Annotated in this window: 21 protein-coding genes and 1 riboswitch; of the genes, 3 read left to right on the top strand and 18 right to left on the bottom strand. The window is 61.0% G+C overall.

Going from position 1 to position 20,952, the window contains the following annotated elements:
* Window positions 1-574: 574 nt before the first annotated feature.
* The 9 genes from rpsA to IOD40_RS19530 form a co-directional block, all read right to left on the bottom strand.
* Window positions 575-2,269, bottom strand: coding sequence for a 30S ribosomal protein S1 (gene rpsA / locus IOD40_RS19570; protein WP_198478386.1), 1,695 nt, complete (start codon window positions 2,267-2,269; stop codon window positions 575-577).
* 214 nt (window positions 2,270-2,483) lie between these two features.
* Window positions 2,484-3,131: a (d)CMP kinase gene (gene cmk / locus IOD40_RS19565; protein WP_198478385.1), complete on the bottom strand. Its 648-nt coding sequence runs from the start codon at window positions 3,129-3,131 to the stop codon at window positions 2,484-2,486.
* Window positions 3,132-3,258: 127 nt separating this feature from the next.
* On the bottom strand, window positions 3,259-3,963 hold the full coding sequence (locus IOD40_RS19560; protein WP_198478384.1) for an SDR family oxidoreductase: 705 nt from the start codon (window positions 3,961-3,963) through the stop codon (window positions 3,259-3,261).
* Window positions 3,964-4,063: 100 nt separating this feature from the next.
* A complete protein-coding gene (gene aroA / locus IOD40_RS19555) occupies window positions 4,064-5,404 on the bottom strand; it encodes a 3-phosphoshikimate 1-carboxyvinyltransferase (RefSeq protein WP_198478383.1) in 1,341 nt (446 codons plus the stop codon).
* Window positions 5,405-5,491: 87 nt separating this feature from the next.
* Complete coding sequence (locus tag IOD40_RS19550; RefSeq protein WP_198478391.1) at window positions 5,492-6,277, bottom strand: ABC transporter ATP-binding protein; 786 nt, start codon at window positions 6,275-6,277, stop codon at window positions 5,492-5,494.
* Entirely contained in the window at window positions 6,274-7,275 is a 1,002-nt protein-coding gene (locus IOD40_RS19545; RefSeq protein ID WP_198478382.1) for a FecCD family ABC transporter permease, read from the bottom strand. Before IOD40_RS19545 ends, IOD40_RS19550 begins: the two co-directional genes overlap by 4 nt.
* Window positions 7,272-8,108 carry an ABC transporter substrate-binding protein gene (locus IOD40_RS19540; protein WP_198478381.1) on the bottom strand — a complete coding sequence of 279 codons (837 nt, stop codon included), beginning with the start codon at window positions 8,106-8,108 and terminating at the stop codon, window positions 7,272-7,274. Before IOD40_RS19540 ends, IOD40_RS19545 begins: the two co-directional genes overlap by 4 nt.
* A 2-nt stretch (window positions 8,109-8,110) precedes the next feature.
* Window positions 8,111-9,973: a TonB-dependent receptor domain-containing protein gene (locus tag IOD40_RS19535; protein ID WP_233714064.1), complete on the bottom strand. Its 1,863-nt coding sequence runs from the start codon at window positions 9,971-9,973 to the stop codon at window positions 8,111-8,113.
* A gap of 180 nt (window positions 9,974-10,153) precedes the next feature.
* Window positions 10,154-10,355, bottom strand: a riboswitch (cobalamin riboswitch).
* 34 nt (window positions 10,356-10,389) lie between these two features.
* Window positions 10,390-11,769: a leucyl aminopeptidase family protein gene (locus IOD40_RS19530; protein ID WP_198478380.1), complete on the bottom strand. Its 1,380-nt coding sequence runs from the start codon at window positions 11,767-11,769 to the stop codon at window positions 10,390-10,392.
* A 103-nt stretch (window positions 11,770-11,872) separates the two neighbouring features.
* Here IOD40_RS19530 and IOD40_RS19525 point away from each other — a divergent pair, with 103 nt between their 5' ends.
* On the top strand, window positions 11,873-12,688 hold the full coding sequence (locus IOD40_RS19525; RefSeq protein ID WP_198478379.1) for a tetratricopeptide repeat protein: 816 nt from the start codon (window positions 11,873-11,875) through the stop codon (window positions 12,686-12,688).
* Here IOD40_RS19525 and IOD40_RS19520 read toward each other — a convergent pair.
* The 9 genes from IOD40_RS19520 to hpaR form a co-directional block, all read right to left on the bottom strand.
* The gene (locus IOD40_RS19520) at window positions 12,685-13,968 is read right to left on the bottom strand and encodes a TRAP transporter large permease (protein ID WP_198478378.1); all 1,284 of its coding nucleotides are present in this window, start codon (window positions 13,966-13,968) and stop codon (window positions 12,685-12,687) included. The two genes, IOD40_RS19525 and IOD40_RS19520, sit on opposite strands and share 4 nt — an antisense overlap.
* 18 nt (window positions 13,969-13,986) lie before the next feature.
* On the bottom strand, window positions 13,987-14,502 hold the full coding sequence (locus IOD40_RS19515; protein ID WP_198478377.1) for a TRAP transporter small permease: 516 nt from the start codon (window positions 14,500-14,502) through the stop codon (window positions 13,987-13,989).
* A 66-nt stretch (window positions 14,503-14,568) separates the two neighbouring features.
* Window positions 14,569-15,561 (bottom strand): TRAP transporter substrate-binding protein, encoded by a 993-nt coding sequence (locus IOD40_RS19510; protein WP_198478376.1) that lies wholly within the window; start codon window positions 15,559-15,561, stop codon window positions 14,569-14,571.
* Window positions 15,562-15,796: 235 nt separating this feature from the next.
* Window positions 15,797-16,639, bottom strand: a complete 843-nt coding sequence (locus tag IOD40_RS19505; RefSeq protein WP_198478375.1) for a class III extradiol dioxygenase family protein — start codon at window positions 16,637-16,639, stop codon at window positions 15,797-15,799.
* On the bottom strand, window positions 16,639-17,016 hold the full coding sequence (locus IOD40_RS19500; protein WP_198478374.1) for a hypothetical protein: 378 nt from the start codon (window positions 17,014-17,016) through the stop codon (window positions 16,639-16,641). Before IOD40_RS19500 ends, IOD40_RS19505 begins: the two co-directional genes overlap by 1 nt.
* 4 nt (window positions 17,017-17,020) lie before the next feature.
* Window positions 17,021-17,824, bottom strand: a complete 804-nt coding sequence (locus tag IOD40_RS19495) for an alpha/beta fold hydrolase (RefSeq protein ID WP_198478373.1) — start codon at window positions 17,822-17,824, stop codon at window positions 17,021-17,023.
* Window positions 17,821-18,276: a nuclear transport factor 2 family protein gene (locus IOD40_RS19490; RefSeq protein ID WP_198478372.1), complete on the bottom strand. Its 456-nt coding sequence runs from the start codon at window positions 18,274-18,276 to the stop codon at window positions 17,821-17,823. The genes IOD40_RS19495 and IOD40_RS19490 overlap by 4 nt, the downstream gene beginning before the upstream one ends.
* A 2-nt stretch (window positions 18,277-18,278) precedes the next feature.
* Complete coding sequence (locus tag IOD40_RS19485) at window positions 18,279-19,247, bottom strand: fumarylacetoacetate hydrolase family protein (protein WP_198478371.1); 969 nt, start codon at window positions 19,245-19,247, stop codon at window positions 18,279-18,281.
* A 74-nt stretch (window positions 19,248-19,321) separates the two neighbouring features.
* On the bottom strand, window positions 19,322-19,873 hold the full coding sequence (gene hpaR / locus IOD40_RS19480) for a homoprotocatechuate degradation operon regulator HpaR (protein WP_325099787.1): 552 nt from the start codon (window positions 19,871-19,873) through the stop codon (window positions 19,322-19,324).
* 334 nt (window positions 19,874-20,207) lie between these two features.
* Between hpaR and IOD40_RS19475 the strand changes: the two genes are divergently transcribed.
* Window positions 20,208-20,609: a PTS sugar transporter subunit IIA gene (locus IOD40_RS19475; RefSeq protein WP_198478369.1), complete on the top strand. Its 402-nt coding sequence runs from the start codon at window positions 20,208-20,210 to the stop codon at window positions 20,607-20,609.
* The gene (locus IOD40_RS19470; protein WP_198478368.1) at window positions 20,606-20,887 is read left to right on the top strand and encodes an HPr family phosphocarrier protein; all 282 of its coding nucleotides are present in this window, start codon (window positions 20,606-20,608) and stop codon (window positions 20,885-20,887) included. Before IOD40_RS19475 ends, IOD40_RS19470 begins: the two co-directional genes overlap by 4 nt.
* Window positions 20,888-20,952: the final 65 nt, after the last annotated feature.

Here is a 20,952-nt window from a genome sequence, read left to right as displayed (position 1 = left end):
GTAGCTGCCATGCGCAAACTCGTCACCATCCTCAACGCCATGCTCCGGGACAGCAAACCATGGAAAACAGCTTGACCCCCAACACAGTCGCTCCCCCTCGCGAGGGGGAGGAACCCCGGAAATGCAGTGCGCGACGCTTGGATCCTCCCCCATTTATGGGGGAGGTGTCGCGGAGCGACGGAGGGGGCGGCTTGTGCCGTTTATAGGGGAGGCTTCGCAGAGGGTGAGTGTGCGGAGGCCGCGGGGTGTGATGGGGAAACTGCCGCGTTTATCGGTGCAAGAGCAGCCATCCGTCGTTCCCAGATGCCCCCTCCGGCCCGTTGAGCCACCTCCCCTCGCGAGGGGGAGGAACCTGAAAGGCAACGCGCTACGTTCGGATCCTCCCCCATTTATGGGGGAGGTGTCGCGGAGCGACGGAGGGGGCGGGTGGTGTTTGTTGGGGAGGGGAGCGGCTGCCGGCTTGGACGATTGGCTCGCTATAACTCTCGCAGCCCCAGGTGATTGAGCCTGGCAGCAAAGAAAAACCCCGCCGGATTGCGCCGGCGGGGTCTTTTAGTTCAGAAACCGGGTGCGATTAGTCGCGGCTCTGCTTCTTCAGCGCTGCGCCGAGGATGTCGCCGAGCGATGCGCCCGAGTCGGTCGAGCCGTACTGTGCGACTGCTTCCTTCTCTTCAGCGATCTCAAGCGCCTTGATGGAGACCTGCAGCTTGCGAGTCTTCTTGTCGAAGGCGATGATGCGCGCGTCGACCTTCTGGCCAACCGAGAAACGCTCCGGACGCTGTTCGTCACGGTCACGGGCCAGGTCAGCGCGACGGATGAACGAATCGACGTCATGATCGACGAGACGAACTTCCAGACCGCCGTCCTTGACGTCGGTGACTTCACAGGTCACGACCGCGCCCTTGCGCAGTTCGCCCGAGGTCGCTGCTTCACCGATGGAGTCGCGGCCGAGCTGCTTGATGCCCAGCGAGATACGCTCCTTCTCGATGTCGACGTCGAGAACCTGCGCCGAAACCATGTCGCCACGGTTGTACTCTTCGATGACCTGCTCGCCCGGACGGTTCCAGTCGAGATCCGACAGGTGAACCATGCCGTCGACGTCGCCCTCGAGGCCAATGAACAGGCCGAACTCGGTCTTGTTCTTGACTTCGCCTTCGACGACCGAACCCGACGGGTGGTTGCGTGCGAATGCTTCCCACGGATTCTCGAGGGTCTGCTTCAGGCCCAGCGAGATGCGGCGCTTCTGAGGATCGACCTCGAGCACAACCACTTCGACTTCCTGAGTCGTCGAAAGGATCTTGCCCGGATGGACGTTCTTCTTGGTCCAGGACATTTCCGAAACGTGGATCAGGCCTTCGATGCCCGGCTCCAGCTCGACGAACGCACCGTAGTCGGTGATGTTCGTGACGGTGCCGCCGATCTTCTTGCCCAGCGGGAACTTGGTGCCGATGTCCTGCCACGGATCCGACTCGAGCTGCTTCATGCCGAGCGAGATACGGTGGGTTTCCTGGTTGATGCGGATGATCTGCACCTTGACCGTCTGACCGATGTTGAGGATCTCGGTCGGATGGTTGACGCGGCGCCATGCCATGTCGGTGACATGCAGCAGACCGTCGATGCCGCCGAGGTCAACAAATGCACCGTAATCGGTGATGTTCTTGACAACGCCTTCAACGACCTGACCCTCTTCGAGGTTCTGGACGATTTCCGAACGCTGCTCAGCACGGCTCTCTTCGAGAACGGTACGACGCGAGACAACGATGTTGCCACGGCGACGATCCATCTTGAGGATTTCGAAGGGCTGCGGGTTGTGCATCAGCGGGGTAACGTCGCGGATCGGACGGATATCAACCTGCGAACGCGGCAGGAACGCCACTGCGCCGTCGAGGTCGACCGTGAAGCCACCCTTGACCTGGTTGAAGATAACGCCTTCGACGCGCTCGCCGGCGTTGAACTTCGCCTCAAGACGAACCCAGCTTTCCTCGCGGCGAGCCTTCTCGCGCGACAGCATGGCTTCGCCGAGTGCGTTTTCGATACGCTCGACGTAAATTTCGACTTCGTCACCAGCCTTGAGTTCCTTGGCCTGTACGCCGAACTCCTTAAGCGGAACACGACCTTCGACCTTCAGGCCGACGTCGATGATCGCCATGTCCTTTTCAATGGCGGTGATGAGGCCCTTGACGACGGAACCTTCTGCGGAATGCTCGGCCGAGAACGACTCGTCGAGCATGCTGGCGAAATCGTCACGGGATGGGTTGAATTGGGACATAAGTGCTCCTGAAATGCCCTGACCTTTCGGGTCCTCCGGGCGTGCGCCGAGTGTTAGCGTTGCGTATGGCCTGCCGACATCGTGACCCGCTTAAAGGTCATCTGCCGCTCTCGCGGCATTCCGGCGCATGAAAATGCGGGCTGGCCGGGTTCGAAACGGGATAAGCGGCATCACGCTTCTTCCCCGGGGGGAAAAACGTGTACCGCGTCCTGCATCAGTCTATGTTTCTGGCAGCCATGGCCTGATCGACCAGCGTTCTCGCCGCCTGAAACGCGTTTTCTATATCCATTTCGCTCGTATCGAGCAAGTGGGCGTCTGCAGCAGGGCGCAACGGTGAATCCTCGCGGCCCATGTCGCGGGCATCGCGCTTTTCGATGTCGGACAGGATCTGCGCAAGCTCTGCGGTGCCGCCGCGCGCCTCGATCTCGGCGATACGGCGTTTTGCACGCACTTGCGCAGTTGCGGTGACATAGAGTTTCACGTCTGCGTCGGGGCAGACGACCGTCCCGATATCGCGCCCGTCCAGCACTGCGCCTGGAGAGGTCCGGGCAAACTCGCGCTGCTTGTCTACCAGAGCGCGCCGAACGGCCGGGATGATCGCAACCTGGGACGCGGCCTCGCCAACCGCGTGCTGGGACAGGATATCCCGGTCAAGCGCGCCAAGATCGATATCGCGCGCGACCCGTTCCGCAGCCTCGGCATCATTCAATGGCAGTCCAAGAGCCAGCATGCGATGCGCGACAGCCCGATAGGTCAGGCCGGTGTCGAGCAGGTTCAGATGAAAGTGATCGGCAAGTCTGCGCGCCATGGTGCCCTTGCCTGCACCTGCCGGACCGTCGATGGCGATTGTGAAATGTGTCATGCAAGCTCTGTGTCGTGCGAGCGGAAGACCTGCGCCTGCCGCATGATGGAAAGTCCTTTTAGCCGCTTCTGCGCGCGGTTCCAGCATCTGATCTTCAATTGCCGGGATCAACGGCTGAACGGCGACATCAGACCGACCGCATCAACCCACCATCGACGCGGATGTTCTGGCCGGTGATGTAGGAGGATTTTTCCGAGGCGAGGAAGAGAACTGCTTCTGCGATCTCTTCGGCTGAACCATAGCGCTGCATGGGCACGGCGGCGCGGCGCTCGTCCTTTTCCGGCAGGCTGTCGATCCAGCCGGGCAGGACATTGTTGATGCGCACATTTTGCGCCGCATATTGGTCGGCGAAGAGCTTTGTGTAGGCCGTCAGGCCTGAGCGCGCGACGGCCGAGGTCGGGAACATGTCGCTGGGCTCATCGACCCAGGCGGTGGAAATATTGACGATCGATCCGGACTTTTGCGCGATCATATGCGGCGCGACGAGACGAGCCGCACGCGCGACGTTCATGAAATAAACGTCGAACCCCTTGTGCCAATCTTCATCGGAAATTTCGAGCAGTGGCCCCTTGGGGCCGTGGCCTGCGCTGTTTACCAGGACATCGATGCGCCCGAACTTCTCAAGAGTTAGCTGTACGAAGCGCTTGAGATCGTCATTGGACAGGTTCGATCCGGTAAGACCGATGCCGCCGAGTTCCTTGCCAAGCGCCTCGCCCTTGCCGGATGACGACATGACAGACACGGCATAGCCGCTTGCGGCGAGCTTGCGGGCCGAGGCTGCGCCCATACCACTGCCACCGCCGACGATCATCGCAACCTTTGATCCGCTCATGCACGAACTCCCTCATCCGATGTCCGAACCGGAGTGTACGCCCAGCGTCCCTTCCCGCAAGGGGAAGAGGGCAAGGGCTGCAGGACGCGGCCTTGGCGGCCTAGTCGATCTTCGCGCCGAGCGCGCGCATCATATCCATGAATTCGGGGAAGCTGGTATTGATGATGGCGCGATCATCAACGGTCACATCTTTCTCGACAGCCAGGCCAAGGACGAGGAAGCTCATCGCAATGCGGTGGTCGAGATGCGTTGCGACCGTGCCACCGCCGAGGCCCTTGCCATCCGGACGTCCGCGCACGGTCAGCGAGGATTCACCCTCGGTGCAATCAATGCCATTGGCCTCCAGACCCCGCGCCACCGCCGCAAGGCGATCGCTTTCCTTGACGCGCAGCTCCTCGAGGCCGTCCATGATTGTCTCGCCGTCGGCAAGCGCGGCGGCAATTGCGAGGATCGGGTATTCGTCGATCATGAACGGGGCACGCGCCGGAGGCACGGTCACACCCTTCAGTTCGGAATGGCGGACCCGCAAATCGGCAACTTCTTCGCCGCCGGCATCGCGGCGGTTGAGGATCTCGATCGAGGCGCCCATTTCGAGAAGCGTGTCGATGATGCCGGTGCGGGTCGGGTTCATCAGCACGTTTTCGATGAGGATGTCCGAGCCCGGAACGATAAGCGCCGCAACCAGCGGGAAGGCCGCCGAAGACGGGTCGCCCGGAACGGCGATGATCTGGCCGGTCAGCTTGCCCTCGCCTTCAAGACGGATGTGGCGCACGCCATCCTTGTCGGTCTCGACCTCAAGGTTGGCGCCAAAGCCCTGCAGCATCTTTTCAGTGTGGTCGCGCGTCATCACCGGCTCGATCACCGTCGTGATGCCCGGCGTATTAAGGGCCGCAAGCAGAACCGCGGATTTCACCTGAGCCGACGCCATGGGCACGCGGTAGGAGATCGGGTTGGCGCGCTTTGGGCCGCGAAGGGTGAGCGGCATGCGATCTCCGGGCGCAGCGTCAATCACCTGAACGCCCATTTCGCGCAGCGGATTGAGGACACGCGCCATCGGGCGGCTCTGCAGGGAGGCGTCGCCGATGAAAGTGGTGGTCATGTCATAGGTTCCGACCAACCCCATGGTGAGGCGCGAACCTGTGCCTGCATTGCCGAAATCCAGCGGCCCCTGCGGCTCAAGAAGTGCGCCGTTGCCGGTGCCCTGGATGATCCACTCATCGCCGCTTTTTTCGATCTTCGCGCCCATCGCCTTCATGGCGTCGCCAGTGCGTAGGACGTCTTCGCCCTCAAGCAGGCCAGTGATGCGGGTCTCGCCAGCAGCAAGTCCGCCAAACATGAAGGAGCGGTGCGAAATCGACTTGTCGCCGGGCACGCGAACGGTTCCGGTGAGCGCTTCAGACTTGGATGCAGTGGCAGGGGTCAGGGTCGAATGTGCAGTCATGGAAATGTCCTTGCCGGCGGACCGGCGAAAGGTGAATTGGAAAGGCTGTAAGCCGCGCCGGTTTCGTACCACGACGTTTTGCCGGGGTCATCCCCCGTGCCCGGGATGATCCGCCAGATCGAAAGGCTGGACGATAAGCCCGCCTTCATGCTCGCCGAGGAAGGACGCAACACCGTAAGTGTCACGCAGGCGTTCAGGCGTCAGCACGGCGCGAGGGGGACCATCGGCAACGATTGTGCCCGCCTCGAGAATGATGAGGCGCGTGCAAAAACGTGCGGCAAGGCCAAGGTCGTGAAGGCAGGCGACGACACCCGAGCCATCGCGCGCGAGATTTGCGAAAATCTTCATCAGCGCGATCTGGTGCGCCGGATCGAGCCCCGCGGCAGGTTCGTCCGCCAGGAGAAGCGGGGCTTCCTGTGCCAGCGCCCGGGCGATCAGAACGCGCGCCTGCTCTCCTCCCGACAGTTCCGTTGCCGGGCGCTGTGCAAAACTCTCGATCTCCATGCGCGCCATAGCCGCCTGGATTGCCGCCTGGTCCTCTCCGCCGGGAACTGCAAAGCCTGGCAGATGTGGCGCTCGTCCCAATGCGACGACACGCTCGACAGTGACGGGCCAGGCAATCTCGCGCTCTTGCGGAAGATAGGAAACGATCTTTGCCTGCTCGCGCGGCTTCAGGCGTTCATGGCCACCGATCTGAACGCTGCCCTGCGAAGGGCTGAGGCCGAGAATGGCGCGCAGCAAGGTTGTCTTGCCAGCTCCGTTCGGGCCGATCAGACCGACAAATTCGCCCTCTTCGACGGTGAAGGAGACACCGCGCAGGACCTGGCGTCGGCCAAGGCTGGCACGAAGATCCGAAACGGCAAGCAGGGTCACACCATTGTCCTCCGCGAGCGCCAGATCAGCCACAGGAAGAACGGGGCTCCGACCATCGCAGTCAGGACGCCGAGCTTCAAATCACGCTCCGGCGCGATCAGCCGGACAAGAATGTCGGCTGCAAGCAGCATCGCCGCACCGCCAAGCGCACTCGCCGGCAGGAGGCGGGACGGCATGCTGCCGACAAGCGGGCGCAGAATGTGGGGAACGATAAGCCCGATGAAACCGATTGCGCCAGCGACCGCTGTTGCGGCGCCGACCGACGCTGCAGTCCCGCCGACGGCAAGAAACTGGGTTCGCCGAAGATCAACGCCAAGGCTCGACGCTGCGCTGACGCCAAGCGTGAGCGCGTCGAGCGCGCGAGCAGTCAAAGCCAGCATCACCCAGCCAAGCAGCATGAAAGGCGCGGCAAGCCAGACATGGACCATCGAGCGGTCCGTGAGCGACCCCAGCATCCAGAAGACGATTTCCATGGCCGCGAACGGGTTGGGCGAGAGGTTGAGCGCCAGCGAGGTCATCGCGCCAGCAAATGCCGAGAGCGCAATGCCAGCGAGAATGATCGACAGTGTCCCGCCCGCGCCGCCGGCCATTGCCCTGACCACGAGGACGGCGATGCCGGCGCCAGCAAGCGCTGCCATCGGCAAAGCAAGGGGGAAGGCGAGCGACACGCCGGTGTAAATCGTCAGCACCGCGCCGAGCGAGGCCGATGCGCTGATGCCAAGGAGACCAGGCTCCGCCAGCGGATTGCGCAGATAGCCCTGGAGCACCGCCCCGGACAGGCCAAGCGTCGCGCCGACCATCAGCCCGAGGATGGCGCGCGGCAGTCGGATCTCACGCATGATCAGTCCGATCTCGTAGGCGTCACTCGAAAAGAGTGCGCGCATCGAATCCGCGAAACCAATTGCAGCCGGTCCCGTGGCAAGCGAGACGAGGAACAGCGCGAACACGCCGATGCTTAAGACTGCGAGAACCAGCTTGTAACGCAAAGCCTCGTTCAATTCGCCGCTCCGCGCGCCTTCGCAGCCATTTGCAATATGCGGACGGCCTCAAGCGTGAAAGGAGCGCCGCATACCCAATATTGATCGGGAACGGACACCTGTTTTCCGTCCGAAACGTAGGCTCTGAAGGCGGGATGGGCAAAATTGTCCTGCGCCATTGCCGGACGTTCATATGAGGTACTGCCGGTGACGATCAGATCCGGCTTTTGCGCCAGAAGCGTTTCGAGCGGGACGCGCGCACCCCCCTGGATGCCTTCACGCGCGGCAATGTTGGTGAGCCCGGCCGCCTTCATGACTGCGTCGGTGAAGGTACCTCCACCTGTCGCGTAGCTGTTGGAGGACCAGCCCAGCGCGGTGATCCCGCTCATATCGGTCGTGTATTCGCGCAAGCCCTCATCAAGTTCGGCGACGATCGCCGCAGCCCGGTCCTTGCGCCCCAACACTTCACCGATGCGCAAAAGCTGCTCGCGAACCTCGCCGAAATTGTCGACGGGGTCGAACATCTCTACGCGAATGCCAAGGCTCCGAAGAAGATCAGCCGATGCCCGCGAGGTGTAGGTGCCGGCGAGGACAAGGTCCGGCTTCATCAGGAAGATCTCTTCGGCCAGACCATGATTGACGGAAAATGCCTGTGCCTCCTCGACCATTGCCGATGTGTGCGGATCGGTGGCGAGGTGGGTGACCGAAATCAGCTGCCCCTCGCCCGCGACCAGCATCGCCATCTGGTCCGTGCAGACATTCATCGACACGACGCGGGACGGTTGTGCGGCAGCCGGACCGGCAGCGGCGCCCCCCGCCAGCACGATTGCACAAAACCATCCCGCAAGTTTCATCGTCAGAAGGTCCGCGTAAAGTCGACGTTGATCGTCCGACCCGGAGACCGGTAGCCTGCGCTCGTCGAATAGTCCTTGTCGAACAGATTTTCGACCGAGAGCTTGAACTGCGTGCGATCATCGTAATCGTAGATCGCGGTCATATCGAGCGTGGTGTAGGACGGGACGGTGGTCCGCATAAAGGTGGTCGGATCGATGTCGTCCCGCTTGCCGCCATAGATCAGCGTCGCATTCAAGCTCAGCTGCTCGATCGGACGGAAGCCGAGTTCGAGGCTCGCCTTGAACCGCTCCTGACGCAGCAGGTCGAGGCCCGTCGTCAGATCAGCTGGATCGCGCCAGTCCAGAGCCAGAGCCGTATGCCAGCGCTCGTTGAAACGGTGGGCGATGCTTGCCTCGACGCCACGGATACGTGCGGCATCGACATTCACCAGGCCGCCACCTGCCAGCGGGTTGAAGAAGTTACGCAGACGGGTCTGGTAAAGCGCAACGTCGAAGCTGGTGTCGTTGGTCGGCTGCCAGCGCAAGCCGACTTCAAAGGTCCTGGATTCTTCGGGTTGCAAGTCCGGGTTCGACCATCCCGGATAGTAAAGATCATTGAAGGTCGGAGCGCGGAAGCCGGTGCCGTAGGACGCGCGGGCGACAAGCCCCGGAACCAGCTCGTAGCTGCTGCCGATATTGTAGGTCGTCGCGTCACCGAACTGCTCGTTGTGGTCATAACGCAGACCCGCATCAACGGTCAGCGCGCCGAGTTCGAATGAGTTCTGCACGAAACCTGCAGCAAGATCGCGTGAGGTCACTTCATACGCGATTGAAGAATCGACGCTCTCGCGGATGAACTCGCCGCCCAGAACAATTGTATGGGCAGCTTCCCCGATCCGGAATGTCTTTTCGGTCGAGGCAAGGACGCCGAGGCGACGGGAGTCGAACTGGTCTTCATAGCCAATTTCCTTGCGGAAATTCGTCTGCGCATCGAGCGTGCCGGAAAACTCGATTGTCGATGACCAATCTTCATTATGGTCGATGCGCGCGCCGAGCTTGCCGGAGAAGAGGTCGTTGTCAGCGGCATCGCCGCCCCACATGCCGGCATCGTCATATTCGGTCCGGGCACGGGCGTAGGTTCCGGCACCGTAAATAGCGCCCCAGCCCAACTCCTTGTCGAACCGGAAATCGAGCGAGCCCTGCAGGAAGCCATCGTCATCCGGCTCATAAGTCGCCACATTGTCAGGGGTCGTGAAATTATATCCGCGCGTGCCGATCACCCGGCCGCCGAGCGAGAAGGTCGTGCCGTCTTGCGTGGTGCCGTCAAGACGCAGTCCGACATGGCCGCCCCATGGGTGGCTGATGCCGGTGGTCAGTGTCGTGCAGATATCCTCGCCGCAATTGGCGCCGGACTTGGTGATGATGTTTATCACGCCGCCAATGGCGTCCGAGCCGTATTGTGCCGAATGGGCACCCTTGGCCACCTCAATGCGCTCGATGGAATCGAGCGGGATGTTGAACACCGAGCCTTCGCCGGCAGTCGCGGATTTGATGTTGACGCCGTTGATGAGGATCAGGGTCTGGCTGGATTTTGCGCCGCGGATCGATACCCCCGCGCGCGATCCCATACCGCCATTGGTCGAGATGCCCGCAACCGTGCGCAGCAGCGAGGGCAAATCCGATGCCGCCGACCGTTCAATGTCCTGTGCGGTCAGGACGGAGACAGACGAGGTGCTGCGAATGAGCGAGGTTTCGCGGCGCAGCGGCGTCGTGACCATGATGGTGTCGAGCACGAGCACGTCGTCATTTGCGGGATTGTCCTGGGCATGAGCTGCCCCGGACAGGATGAGTGTAATTGCGCTCGCAGCCAGCAGCGGCGTTTTCATTGCAGTCCCCACATCAAACCGATCGGCCAAGCCGAACGGTGGTTACATCTGAGGCTGCACACTGAAAAACACGCGGCGTCTTCCGCGCCATAGGTCATCCCTGCCGAATTTCGGCATGCAGCACATTCATCGAATGTCACCGCGACGGACGACCGCGCCTCGATGCACCCCGCATCGAGACATGGGTGACCGGAACTGGCAGGTCTCCTGGCTTCCGTGTCGTCGCTCTACTTCCGCCTTCCCGGCAAAACGCCAGTGGCATCAGGAAGAAAGCTCAACGGTTACAGTTGCGGGGGCAGCCACGGCCTTGATCAAAAAAACGATCTCACCGTGTTCCCATTTTCATCCACCCGAGGGCGGAACCTGTTCCATCCGAATACTTAGCTGCTGTACTTGGGGGCGTCAATCTGGAGTGCTCAGCGCACTCCATATCGTTTGCTGACGACGTCAAATATTGCGCGGATGGCTTGCGCTTCGCCGCCGATGGGGCAATGCGGACGATCCACCGGCGACCAGCCGAACACGTCAAAATGCGCCCAGCTTTGCGCGTTCCCGACAAAACGACGAAGGAAGAGTGCTGCTGTCACGGCACCCGCCATGCCGTCCGTCGTGACGTTGTTGATGTCGGCAACCTTCGAGGAGAGCTTGGCGTCGTAATTCGACCAGAGCGGCAGACGCCAGATCGGATCTGCCACCGCATCCGACGCGCTCGCAAGTGCACCGGCAAACTCATCATCATCGGTAAAGAATGGTGGCAGGTCGGGCCCGAGCGCCACACGTGCCGCGCCTGTCAGCGTGGCCATGTCGATCAGGATCTCGGGCTTTTCCTCATCCGCAAGCGCCAGCGCGTCGGCGAGGACCAGGCGACCTTCTGCATCGGTGTTGCCGATTTCGACGGTCAGGCCCTTGCGGCTCTGGAGAACGTCGCCGGGACGGAAGGCATTGGCTGAAATGGAATTCTCGACTGCCGGGATCAGGACGCGCAGGCGGATATTGGCGTTCGCCGCCATCAGCATCGAGGCAAGGCCGAGCACATTGGCAGCGCCGCCCATGTCTTTCTTCATCAAGAGCATGCTGGATGCCGGCTTGATGTCGAGACCGCCAGTGTCGAAGCAGACGCCCTTGCCGACGAGCGTTACCTTTGGCGCGTCTTCCCTGCCCCAGGAGACGTCGATCAGGCGGGGGGCCGTGGCCGAAGCGCGGCCGACCGCATGGATCATCGGAAAGTTTTGCTCGAGCAGCGCATCGCCGGTGATCACGTTGATCTTGGCACCGTGGCGTTCAGCGAGGTTGCGGGCAGCAGCCTCAAGTTCATCCGGGCCAAGATCGTTGGTCGGCGTGTTGATAAGATCGCGAACGAGGAAGGCAGCTTCCGCCTGCTGGCGGACAGCCTCGATATCGATAGTTTCTGGCGCGACAAACTCGATCTCGCGCTCATCGCTCTTGCGATAGCGACTGAAAGAATAGCTGCCGAGGAGAATGCCAAGGGTGGCAAGTTCTGGCGCCTCAGGCGTTTGCGCAAAATGCCATGCACCGGACGGAAGATGGCGGGCTAATGATCCGGTCGCCAGTGGAGCGAAACCGGTAGAATTTTCCGCCACACCAAACAAAGCTCCGACCGGCGCGCCCTCTTTGCCAGGCAACAGCAGGAACTGGCCAGCTGCACCGGAAAAGCGGTTCGCCTCCGCCCAGGCGCGCGCGGCTGGAGCGATTTCCAGCGCTGCGAAGCTTTCCCTGGTGACGAGATGAACCGGGAGGGAAGCAGAATTTGCCTTCTCAGTCAGTGTCAGCGGCATGGCTGGATTGATCCTTTTAACGTTCCGTTAGCGTTAACAGATTATTGCTGATCCTCGATCGTGACTGGAAAGTCATCGTCGGGCAGGGGGAGGTTTAGCGCCGATGTTCACCAACCGCGCCAGGAAGGCAACGGGGAAACGCAGTGGGGCTGTTCTTGGCACCCTGGCGCTTGCAATCTGCCTCGCCGGTTGCGCTACCGACAAGATGACAACCGGATCTGTCTCGCGCAGCGCCTCGCCGCAGGCGCTCGAGGCCATGTCGGCGCAGCAGCTTGCGGCCACCGTCGAGACGCTTGGAAAATCCTATTCTCGCAATCCGAAAGACGCAGCAACGGCGATGCGCTACGCCTCGGTGCTGCAGATGAGCGGCCGACCGGACCAGTCGCTCGCTGTCATGCGCAAGCTGGCCATCGACTACCCGGCCGACCGGCAGGTACTTGCCGCATATGGCAAGGCGCTTGCTGCCGCAGGCGAGCTTGAGCCGGCGCTTGATGCGGTGCGCCGTGCCCAGACGCCGGAATATCCCGACTGGAAGCTGATGTCCGCAGAAGCTGCGATCCTCGACCAGCTCGGCAAGTCGGGTGATGCGCGCCGTCTTTATTCGCGGGCGCTTGAACTGAAGCCAGGCGAAGCCTCGATCCTGTCCAATCTCGGCATGTCCTATGTGCTCGAAGGCGATCTGAAATCGGCTGAGACGCATATGAGGCAGGCAGCGCAGGCACCAGGTGCCGACAGCCGCGTGCGCCAGAACCTTGCGCTCGTCGTGGGCCTGCAGGGCCGCTTCAAGGAAGCCGAGGAGATCGCTTCACGCGAACTTGCCCCGCAGCAGGCCCAAGCCAATGTTGCCTATCTGCGCACCATGCTTTCGCAGCAGAACGCGTGGAACGATCTGCGCGAAGAAGAGCGCAAGCGGAACTAGAACCCGCTTATCCTCGGCAGCCAGGTCGACAGCGATGGAATGAAGGTCAGCAACATCAAAACCGTCAGATGCGCGATCAGGAATGGCGGCATCTCGCGGATGATCTCGCTCACTCGCAGCTTCACCGTTGATGAGACGACAAAGAGCAGCGCCCCGACAGGTGGCGTGACGAGGCCAATCGTCAGGTTGAGGATCACGATCATCGCAAAGTGGATCGGATCGATCCCGAGCGAATGGGCGATGGGCGCAAGGATCGGCACCAGCACCATCACGCCCGGAAGCGGGTCCATGAACAGGCCGAAGACGAGCAGAAGAACGTTGACGGCGAGAAGGAAGACGATCGGGCTGAGGTTCCAGGCGATGATCGTTTCAGCAAGCCGCTGCGGTACGCCTTCGATGATCAGCACCCAGGCAAAGGCGCGCGCTGCTGCAAGGATCAACAGAACCGCAATCGAGATCAGCGCTGCACGCAGGATGATCGCGGGAAGGTCCTTCAGCTTCAGCGAGCGGTAGAGGAACATGCCGCAGGCGAGCGCATAGAAGATCGCCACAACCGAGGCTTCCGTCGGCGTGAAGACGCCAAAGCGAATGCCGCCGATGATGATCACGATCAACAGCAGCGCTGGGAGTGCCTGAACTGTTGTGCGCAGCATTTCCGCAGCCGGCGGCCGTGGGTCGCCACCGCGATAGTTGCGAACGCGCGAGACGTAAAAATTGGCGATGCAGAGCGCGATGGCGATGATGACGCCGGGCACCATGCCGGCGACAAACAGCGCCCCGACCGACACTTCCTCGACCTGCAGCGCATAGACGATCATGATGATCGACGGCGGGATGATCGGGCCGAGCACGGCAGCGGATGCCGTCAGCGCCCCGGCATAGGATTTGTCGTAGCCGCTCTTTTCCATCATCCGGACCATCATCGCGCCGGGGCCAGCCGCATCCGCCAGCGCGGAGCCGGAAATGCCGGAAAACAGCGATGACGAGATGACATTGGCATAGCCAAGCCCGCCGCGCAGATGGCCGACGAACTGCGAGGCAAAGCGTAAGAGCACGTAGGTCATCGCCCCGCCGGTCATCAACTCGGCGGCGAGGATGAAGAACGGCACCGCCATCAGCGGGAAGGAATCGAGGCCGGAGAACATCTCCTTGACGACGACGAGATAGGGATAGTTGCTGCCAAAAACGACGGCGATGAAGGCCGAGATCGCCAGCACGAAGGCGATGGGAAAGCCCAGCGCCAGAAGCACGACGAAGGCAGCGAAAAGGATCCAGGCCAAGGCTCTACTCCAACGGCGTCAGGCGCTCAGGCTGCCGGCAATGTCGCCGGCCTCGGCAGCTTCCTCAAAGCGATTGTCGCGAATGTAGGAGCGCACCACGAGCAGAAGGTGGATGGCAAGAAGGCTGAAGCCGACGGGAATGGCTGCGTAGATGTAGGCGAAGGGAATGCGGGTTGCCGGCGTCATCTGGAAGCGCATGCGCATGGCGTAATTGTAGCCAACCCAGATCATCACGGCGAAGAAGGCGAAGAGCGAGATCACGATCAGTGTGCGCAGGATCTGCTGGCCCTTGCGCGGCATCAGGTCCATCAGATTGGTGATCGCGACATGACCGCCATAGCGAAGTGTCAGACCCGCGCCCAGAAACGTCATCCAGATCATCATGTAGCGCGCCACTTCCTCGGCCCAGTAGATCGAGAAATTGGTGGTGTAGCGCAGCGCCACATTGGCAAAGACGATGCAGGACATCGCCGCGAGAAGCAGGATCAGCGCCCACTTGTTGGCCTCAACGAACGCGTTCTCAATTTTCTGCATATGTGGCCTCCATCGTCGGGCAGGCCAGCTCCTGCCGGCCTGCCCGTTCACGCATTCGAGTGGTCGTCACTCAGAAGCGATGATGCTGTCGATGAGGTCCTTGCCGTAGGTCTTGTAATATTCCTCGTAAGCAGGCTCGAGCGCCTTCTGGAACTCGGCCTTCTGCTCGACCGTCAGCTCGCCCACGGTCATGCCTTCGCTCTTGAGCTGCTCGACGCCTGAGGTTTCGACATTGTCGACAAAGGCACGCATGGCAACGACCGCTTCCGCCGCCCCCTTCTTGAAGATCTCCTTGTCTTCATCCGAGAGGCTGTTCCACAGATCGGGCGAGACGAGCAGCATTGCGGGCGAATAGACGTGGCCGGATACCGTCAAATGCTCCTGCACTTCTGACAGCTTTGCCGAGGTGATAACCGAAAGCGGGTTTTCCTGTCCGTCAATGGTGCCCTGCTGCAGCGCGCCGACCACTTCTGGCCAGGCCATCGGCGTCGGGGCCGCGCCGAGCGTATTGAAGGCGGTGATGTGGATTGGGTTTTCCATGGTCCGCAGCTTCAGACCCGCAACGTCAGTTGGTCCCTCGATGGCATTGCGGTTGTTGGTGATATGACGAAAACCCTGTTCGCCCCAGGCGAGCGCGATGAGACCTGCATCTTCAAACTTGGCGAGGATTTCCTGACCGACGGGACCGTCAAGCACGGTGCGGGCATGGGTCAGATCGCGGAACAGGAATGGAATATCGAAGACCCCGGCATCCGGCACGAAATTCGACAAGGTACCGGACGAAACGATCGTCGCTTCCACCGTGCCGATCTGCAGGCCTTCGAGAACCTCACGCTCACCACCAAGACCTGAGGACGGGAAATGACGGAACACGAAACGCTTGTCGGTCTCGCCTTCAACGACCTCCTGCCATTTGTCTGCCGCGACGCCATAATGTGACGTGGTCGCCAAAGCGTATCCGAGCTTGATTTCCTGCTGCGCGTGCGCGGCGTAACCAAAACCGAAGGTCAGCGCCGCAGCGACTGCCGTGCGGCAAAGATGACGTGAAAAAATACTCATGATGTCTCCTCCCAAAGACGACCCGGACGCTCACATCCGGGCCATGCTAACGATGAAAGCTGATCCGAGCAGCCTCCTCGCTGGCCGGACTGGCGGGCGGCGCAAGACGCCGTTGGGAACTTTTATAGAGAGGAGAGTAGAATTGCGCCAGCGTATAAGATGCGCGGATCTACGCATCAGTCGCTGGCACAATTTGTCCTATGTATACAATCGCAGAGGCGATTTGCTCTGAAGATCAACCCTTCTCTTCAAACGCGATGACACCGCACCCGGTGATGGCCGGGAATGTGTAGTAGCTGTAGACCTCGTCGATATTGTCCGTGAGCGCACCGCGCATCGCAAACCAGATCGCCAGTTCCGCCGCCTCTGTTCCACCAAGCCGCATCAGTTCTTCCTGAGGCAGATCGACCAGTTCCTGAACGTAACTCTTCAGTTTCGACAGGAAGTAGCGGTCGAGCTTTTCATTGGCGATGCCAAAGCGCGCTCCGCTGATCTGATGCGACATGCCCCCGGTCGCGACGACGAGGATGCGCTCGTCGCTTGGGAAGCTTTCAATCGCGGCGCGGATCGACTTGCCGAAATTGTAGAGCCGCTGCGAGGTCGGGATCGGATGGCGCACCATGTTGATCGCGATCGGCACGATCGGCGTGTCCCACGGCGTGTCCTTCAGATACGGCATCCACGAATAGATGCCGTGGTCGATGGCAAGGTCCTGGCAGACGGTAAGGTCGAAGCCGCCATCGCGCACCAGCTTGTTGGTCAGGTGCCAGCCAAGATCAACGTCGCCAACCAGGCTCGGGAACGGGCGCAGGCCCCAACCTTCATCGGCCTGGCGGAATTCGGGCGCGATGCCGATGGCGAGCGTCGGATAGGCGTCGAAATCAAAATGGTTGAGATGGTCGTTGTAGACGATGACCATCCGGTCCGGGTTCATCCTGGCGAGCCAATCCTTCATCGGGCGTGTGCCGTCGAACCATGGCTGCCAGTGCGGGCTGAAGCCATTGGCCATGCCCTTGTCGTATTCCATGCCCATCGAGGGCGTGTGCGAAATGGCAAAACCGCCAATGATCTTTGCCATCAGTCTTCTCCACCTGGCAGCGCGTTGACCTTGCGCGGGCAGAGCCGCATCAGTTCTTCAACCTCCATCTCGGCATTGTGCGCGCCGATATGCCAAAGGTTCTGACCGAGGGTTGCGGCGACCTTCAACATGGCCTGCAAATGCCCGCCGGCCTGAAGCAGACCGGTCCAGTCGCGCGCTTTCACCAGCGCGATTTCCTCGTCACTAAGGCCCGCCGCGCGCATATAGGCGTCTTCGTCAGCGAGAAACTTCTCGCGATTGTCGGGGCGGCGCAGGCTCAGGCCAAAACGGGTCAGCTTGTAGCCCTTGGTCGCCATTTCGCCGGTATAGATGTAGGTGCCCGGCGGATCGAGATTGAACGGGATCGAGTTGCTCATCGTCTCATGCCTCCAGCATCTGTCCGTCCGCGAAACGGCGGACCAACTCGGTAAAGATATCGGGCTGCTCAAGGTTCAGCATGTGGCCGGCATCGGCGATCACCTTGAGTGCGGCATTCGGCAATTCCCGCGAAAGCCGCGCCGCTATCTCGCGATAGCCTTCAGCATCATGCTCGCCGCTGAGGATCAATGCCGGAATGTCGATCAAGCCCAGCTTTGGAATGATCGGGGCTGACGCTGCCTGAAGGTCGGTTTCGCGCCAGTGCCAGCCGCTGTAGTCAGCGACAATCTTGTGAACCGTTGCCCTGGCTTCCGGATGATCATTGAGGGAAGCAAACAGGGCGTGGTCGAGCCAGAATTGACGGCCAGCCTCGACGCCATGCTCAAGGGCATGGGCACGGGTCTCTTCGGGTGGCCGCGGCGTTGACCAGGCGTGGCCGGGAAGGCCGGGTGCCGCCAGAATTTGCGCGCGCACCTTGCTGGCTTCGAGCGTCGCGTAGCGCAACGCAATGTTCGCGCCGAGCGAAAGCCCGACCAGCGTCGGCTCCTGGATGTCCAGCTTGGTCAACAGAGCATCCAGATCCGCGCAGTGATCATATTCGCTTACCGGCAGGCTGGAGCGGCCAAATCCGCGCAGATCATAGCGAATAATGGTGTGATTGCTCGCAAGGGCCGCGATTTGCGGCTGCCACATGCGCATGTCGAGCGAAAAGCCGTGGATCAGGACAAGGGCCGGACCTTCGCCAGCGATCTCATAAGCGAGCTTTCCGCCCTCAACCGCAATTTCTCCCTGGCGAGGCGCGCTCATGCCTTCTGCTCGAACGAGGTCGGTAATGGCGCAATGGCCTCATTGACGAAGACGGCGTCGATTTCGCGTGCTGTAAATTGCCAGCGCCCGTCTGCCGATTTGCGATAACGGTCGGTGACGTCGCCAATAACGAAGGGCTGGGTTCCTGCAATTGGCGGCGTGCCGGAGCCGGCAAATGTCAGCCAGCTGGATTTGCCGATGGCTTCTGTGTCCGAGACAAATGTCAGCATCAGCCCGCTGAAGAAGTGGCGCGACAGCCGGCCACTTTTCGCACGGGCGCGGAAGAATGCTTCAAGCTCCGCATGGCCGTTGAGGCGGCGTTCGCCATTCCGATAGAAGACATCATCGGTGAAGAGCGACGCGAAGAGCTCGAGATCGCCGTGATCCAGCGCGTGGGCGAAAGCGTCGTTGAGCTCACGCAGCGCCAGCCGATCTTCCAGACGGCCCGCCATGATCAGCGCTTCTCGACCGGATTTTCGAGGCGGCCAAGACCAGAGATCTCGACGCTGACGGGCCCCCCCAGCTTGGTGATATTGGCAAGGTGCAGACTGCGCTTGCCGCCAGCGCTCGGACGAAAGGCCGTGCCCATCGAGATAACATCACCGGCCCACAGCGTGTGGTAGCGCGTCACGAAGGCGATAATCTCTGGCACCGAGTAGGTGTAATAGGCGGTGGAATCTTCCGCGATGATCTCGTCCTTGTGCCAGGCACGCACGTCGAGCACATGCGGATCCGGCACATCGTCCTTGGTGACGAGGTAAGGCCCCATCGGGCCGAATGTGTCGGTGCCCTTGTAGCGAGCGGTGTAGGACAGGTGCTGTTCGCGCTTTTCGACGACGTCAGGATTTTCCTTCGACGGATAGAGCGCGTAATAATGGACCATGTCCTCAGCCCGCATGCCGTTGCCGGTCATGTCGTTGAGGATCGAATAGCCGAAAACATAGTCCATCGCGTCCTCAACCGCGACGTCCTTGCAATCCTTGGCAATGATGACGGCAAGCTCCGGCTCGGGATGCACGCTGCCGAAGTGATCCTTGACGATGATCGGCTCGTTGTGACCAACGAGGCTCGATGCGGGCTTGAGGAAGAACAGCGGGTGGTCGGGCGCACTGATCTTGCGGGCGTCGGATGCGGAATTGTTCATCGCGATGCCGCAGATCTTGTATGGCTTGCGCACCGGCGGGTGCCAGCGCACTTCCGCCGCCGGAATACCTGCGACGGAACCCGGATCGACCTCGACGTGGCGCAGGGCTGCTTGCGCTGCCTCACGGCCGCGATCGCCATCCTCGATCAGGGCGATCATGGTGGGGTAGGACAGGTCCTGACCCGCAGCTTTCAGCGCGGAATTCAGATCGTAAAGACGCCCGTCAATCTCGAAGCCGATCAGGTCAGTTCCGTTGTGGGCAAAGCTGGCGAGCCGCATGATTCCTCCGGTATTTAATACGTTAATTAAATACCGGCAGCTTCCGCAGTGTCAATATCGATGATTGCGAAAAGCTAGTCGTCGAGGCGCGGCCGGCCGCGGGAGCTGTCACCCACGATACGCAGGATCTCCGGATCGAGCTTGGTGCCAGCGTAGTTTTCCGGGGTCAGCTCTCCAAGGGACACGACGACCTCCCGGCACAGCTGCTGCAAGAGATCCATCTTCTCCCGACCGACCTTGTCGGTGATCTCCTGATAGATGCTCTCCGAATAGGGCGCGACCGCATCCATCAGCTTCAGGCCATCGGGGCTGATCGAGGTGAGAGAGCGACGCAGATCATCTGGCACCTGGCGACGTATGACGAGGCCGCGCTCTTCCATGTCGCGCAAGATACGTGACAGTGAGGGAGCCAGAAGCGACGTCGCCTTGGCAAGCTCCATCACCTCGATCTCGCTGACCGAAGCAAGCGCCCGCAGGACGCGCCATTGCTGCTCGGTGATATTGAAGAGTTTCAGTGCGGGGCGGAAATGCGCCATTATCGATTCTCTTGCCAGCAGAAGAGACATCGGCACCGAGCGGGAAAAACTCCGCAGCTTCACGTTCACCCCGGCTTTCACGCTCGTCACACTCTCACCTTTTCCTCTTGTCCATGCCAGCATTAAGAGCAATCCGGCGTCCAACTCAATTGAAAAGGGCTCGAGTGGCCATCCGGAGATGGCAATCATGCAACAACATGCACAAAACCGCGCCACCTTGCCCTTCTCTGCGGCAATTTGGCCAAAACCCCGGCATTTTTCACCTTGTAATGCGACAGCCCGTTGACAAGATAGCCGTGCCTGACGCTTGAGAAGCTAAGGGTGGTTGTTCGACGGAGTGATATGTGAACGGATGTCGTAACTGGGCAGGCGGAATTGTCGCCTGTGGCCCGCAATTTTCGGCGCCTGCGCATCGGGTTCAAGCATGATCGGAATCGTCCTCGTCACTCACGGCGGCCTTGCCGAAGAGTTCCGCCTCGCGGTCGAACACGTCGTTGGAGCGCAACAGAATTTCGAGACCGTCTGCATCGGCGCGGACGATGATATGGAGCAGCGGCGCAAGGACATTGTCGATGCCGTGCAGCTCGCAGACACCGGCACCGGCGTCATCATCCTCACCGACATGTTCGGCGGAACCCCATCCAATCTGGCCATCTCCGTCATGAGCCCCGGCAGGGTCGAAGTGATCGCCGGCGTCAACTTGCCGATGCTGATCAAGCTTTCCAGCGTCCGCCTTGGCAACGACATGGCCATGGCCTTGCAGGAAGCGCAGGTCGCCGGACGAAAATACATCAATGTCGCCAGCCAGGTTTTGAGCGGAAAATGACCGAAGACGTGCTCCGCAAGGAGATGATGATCATCAACAAGCGGGGCCTGCATGCCCGCGCGTCGGCAAAGTTCGTCCAGCTCGTCGGCGAATACAACGCGAACGTCACCGTCGAGAAGGACGGTGTCAGCGTGGGCGGCACCTCGATCATGGGGCTGATGATGCTTGCCGCCAGCCCCGGCTGCGCGATCAATGTCAGCGCACAGGGGCCCGATGCTGCCGCAGTGATGAGCGCGCTGGAAGAACTCGTCGGCAACCGCTTTGGCGAAGAGTGTTGAGCCTCGCCATATAAAGACTTCTTTATGTGATGTTGCCCCGTGTCTGGCTTTCTGCTAGGCAGCGC

Source organism: Aquamicrobium zhengzhouense (assembly GCF_016124105.1).
Taxonomy (GTDB): Bacteria; Pseudomonadota; Alphaproteobacteria; order Rhizobiales; family Rhizobiaceae; genus Aerobium; species Aerobium zhengzhouense.
The sequence above is the reverse complement of the archived record's forward strand: the minus strand, read 5'-3'. Positions and strand labels throughout refer to the sequence as shown.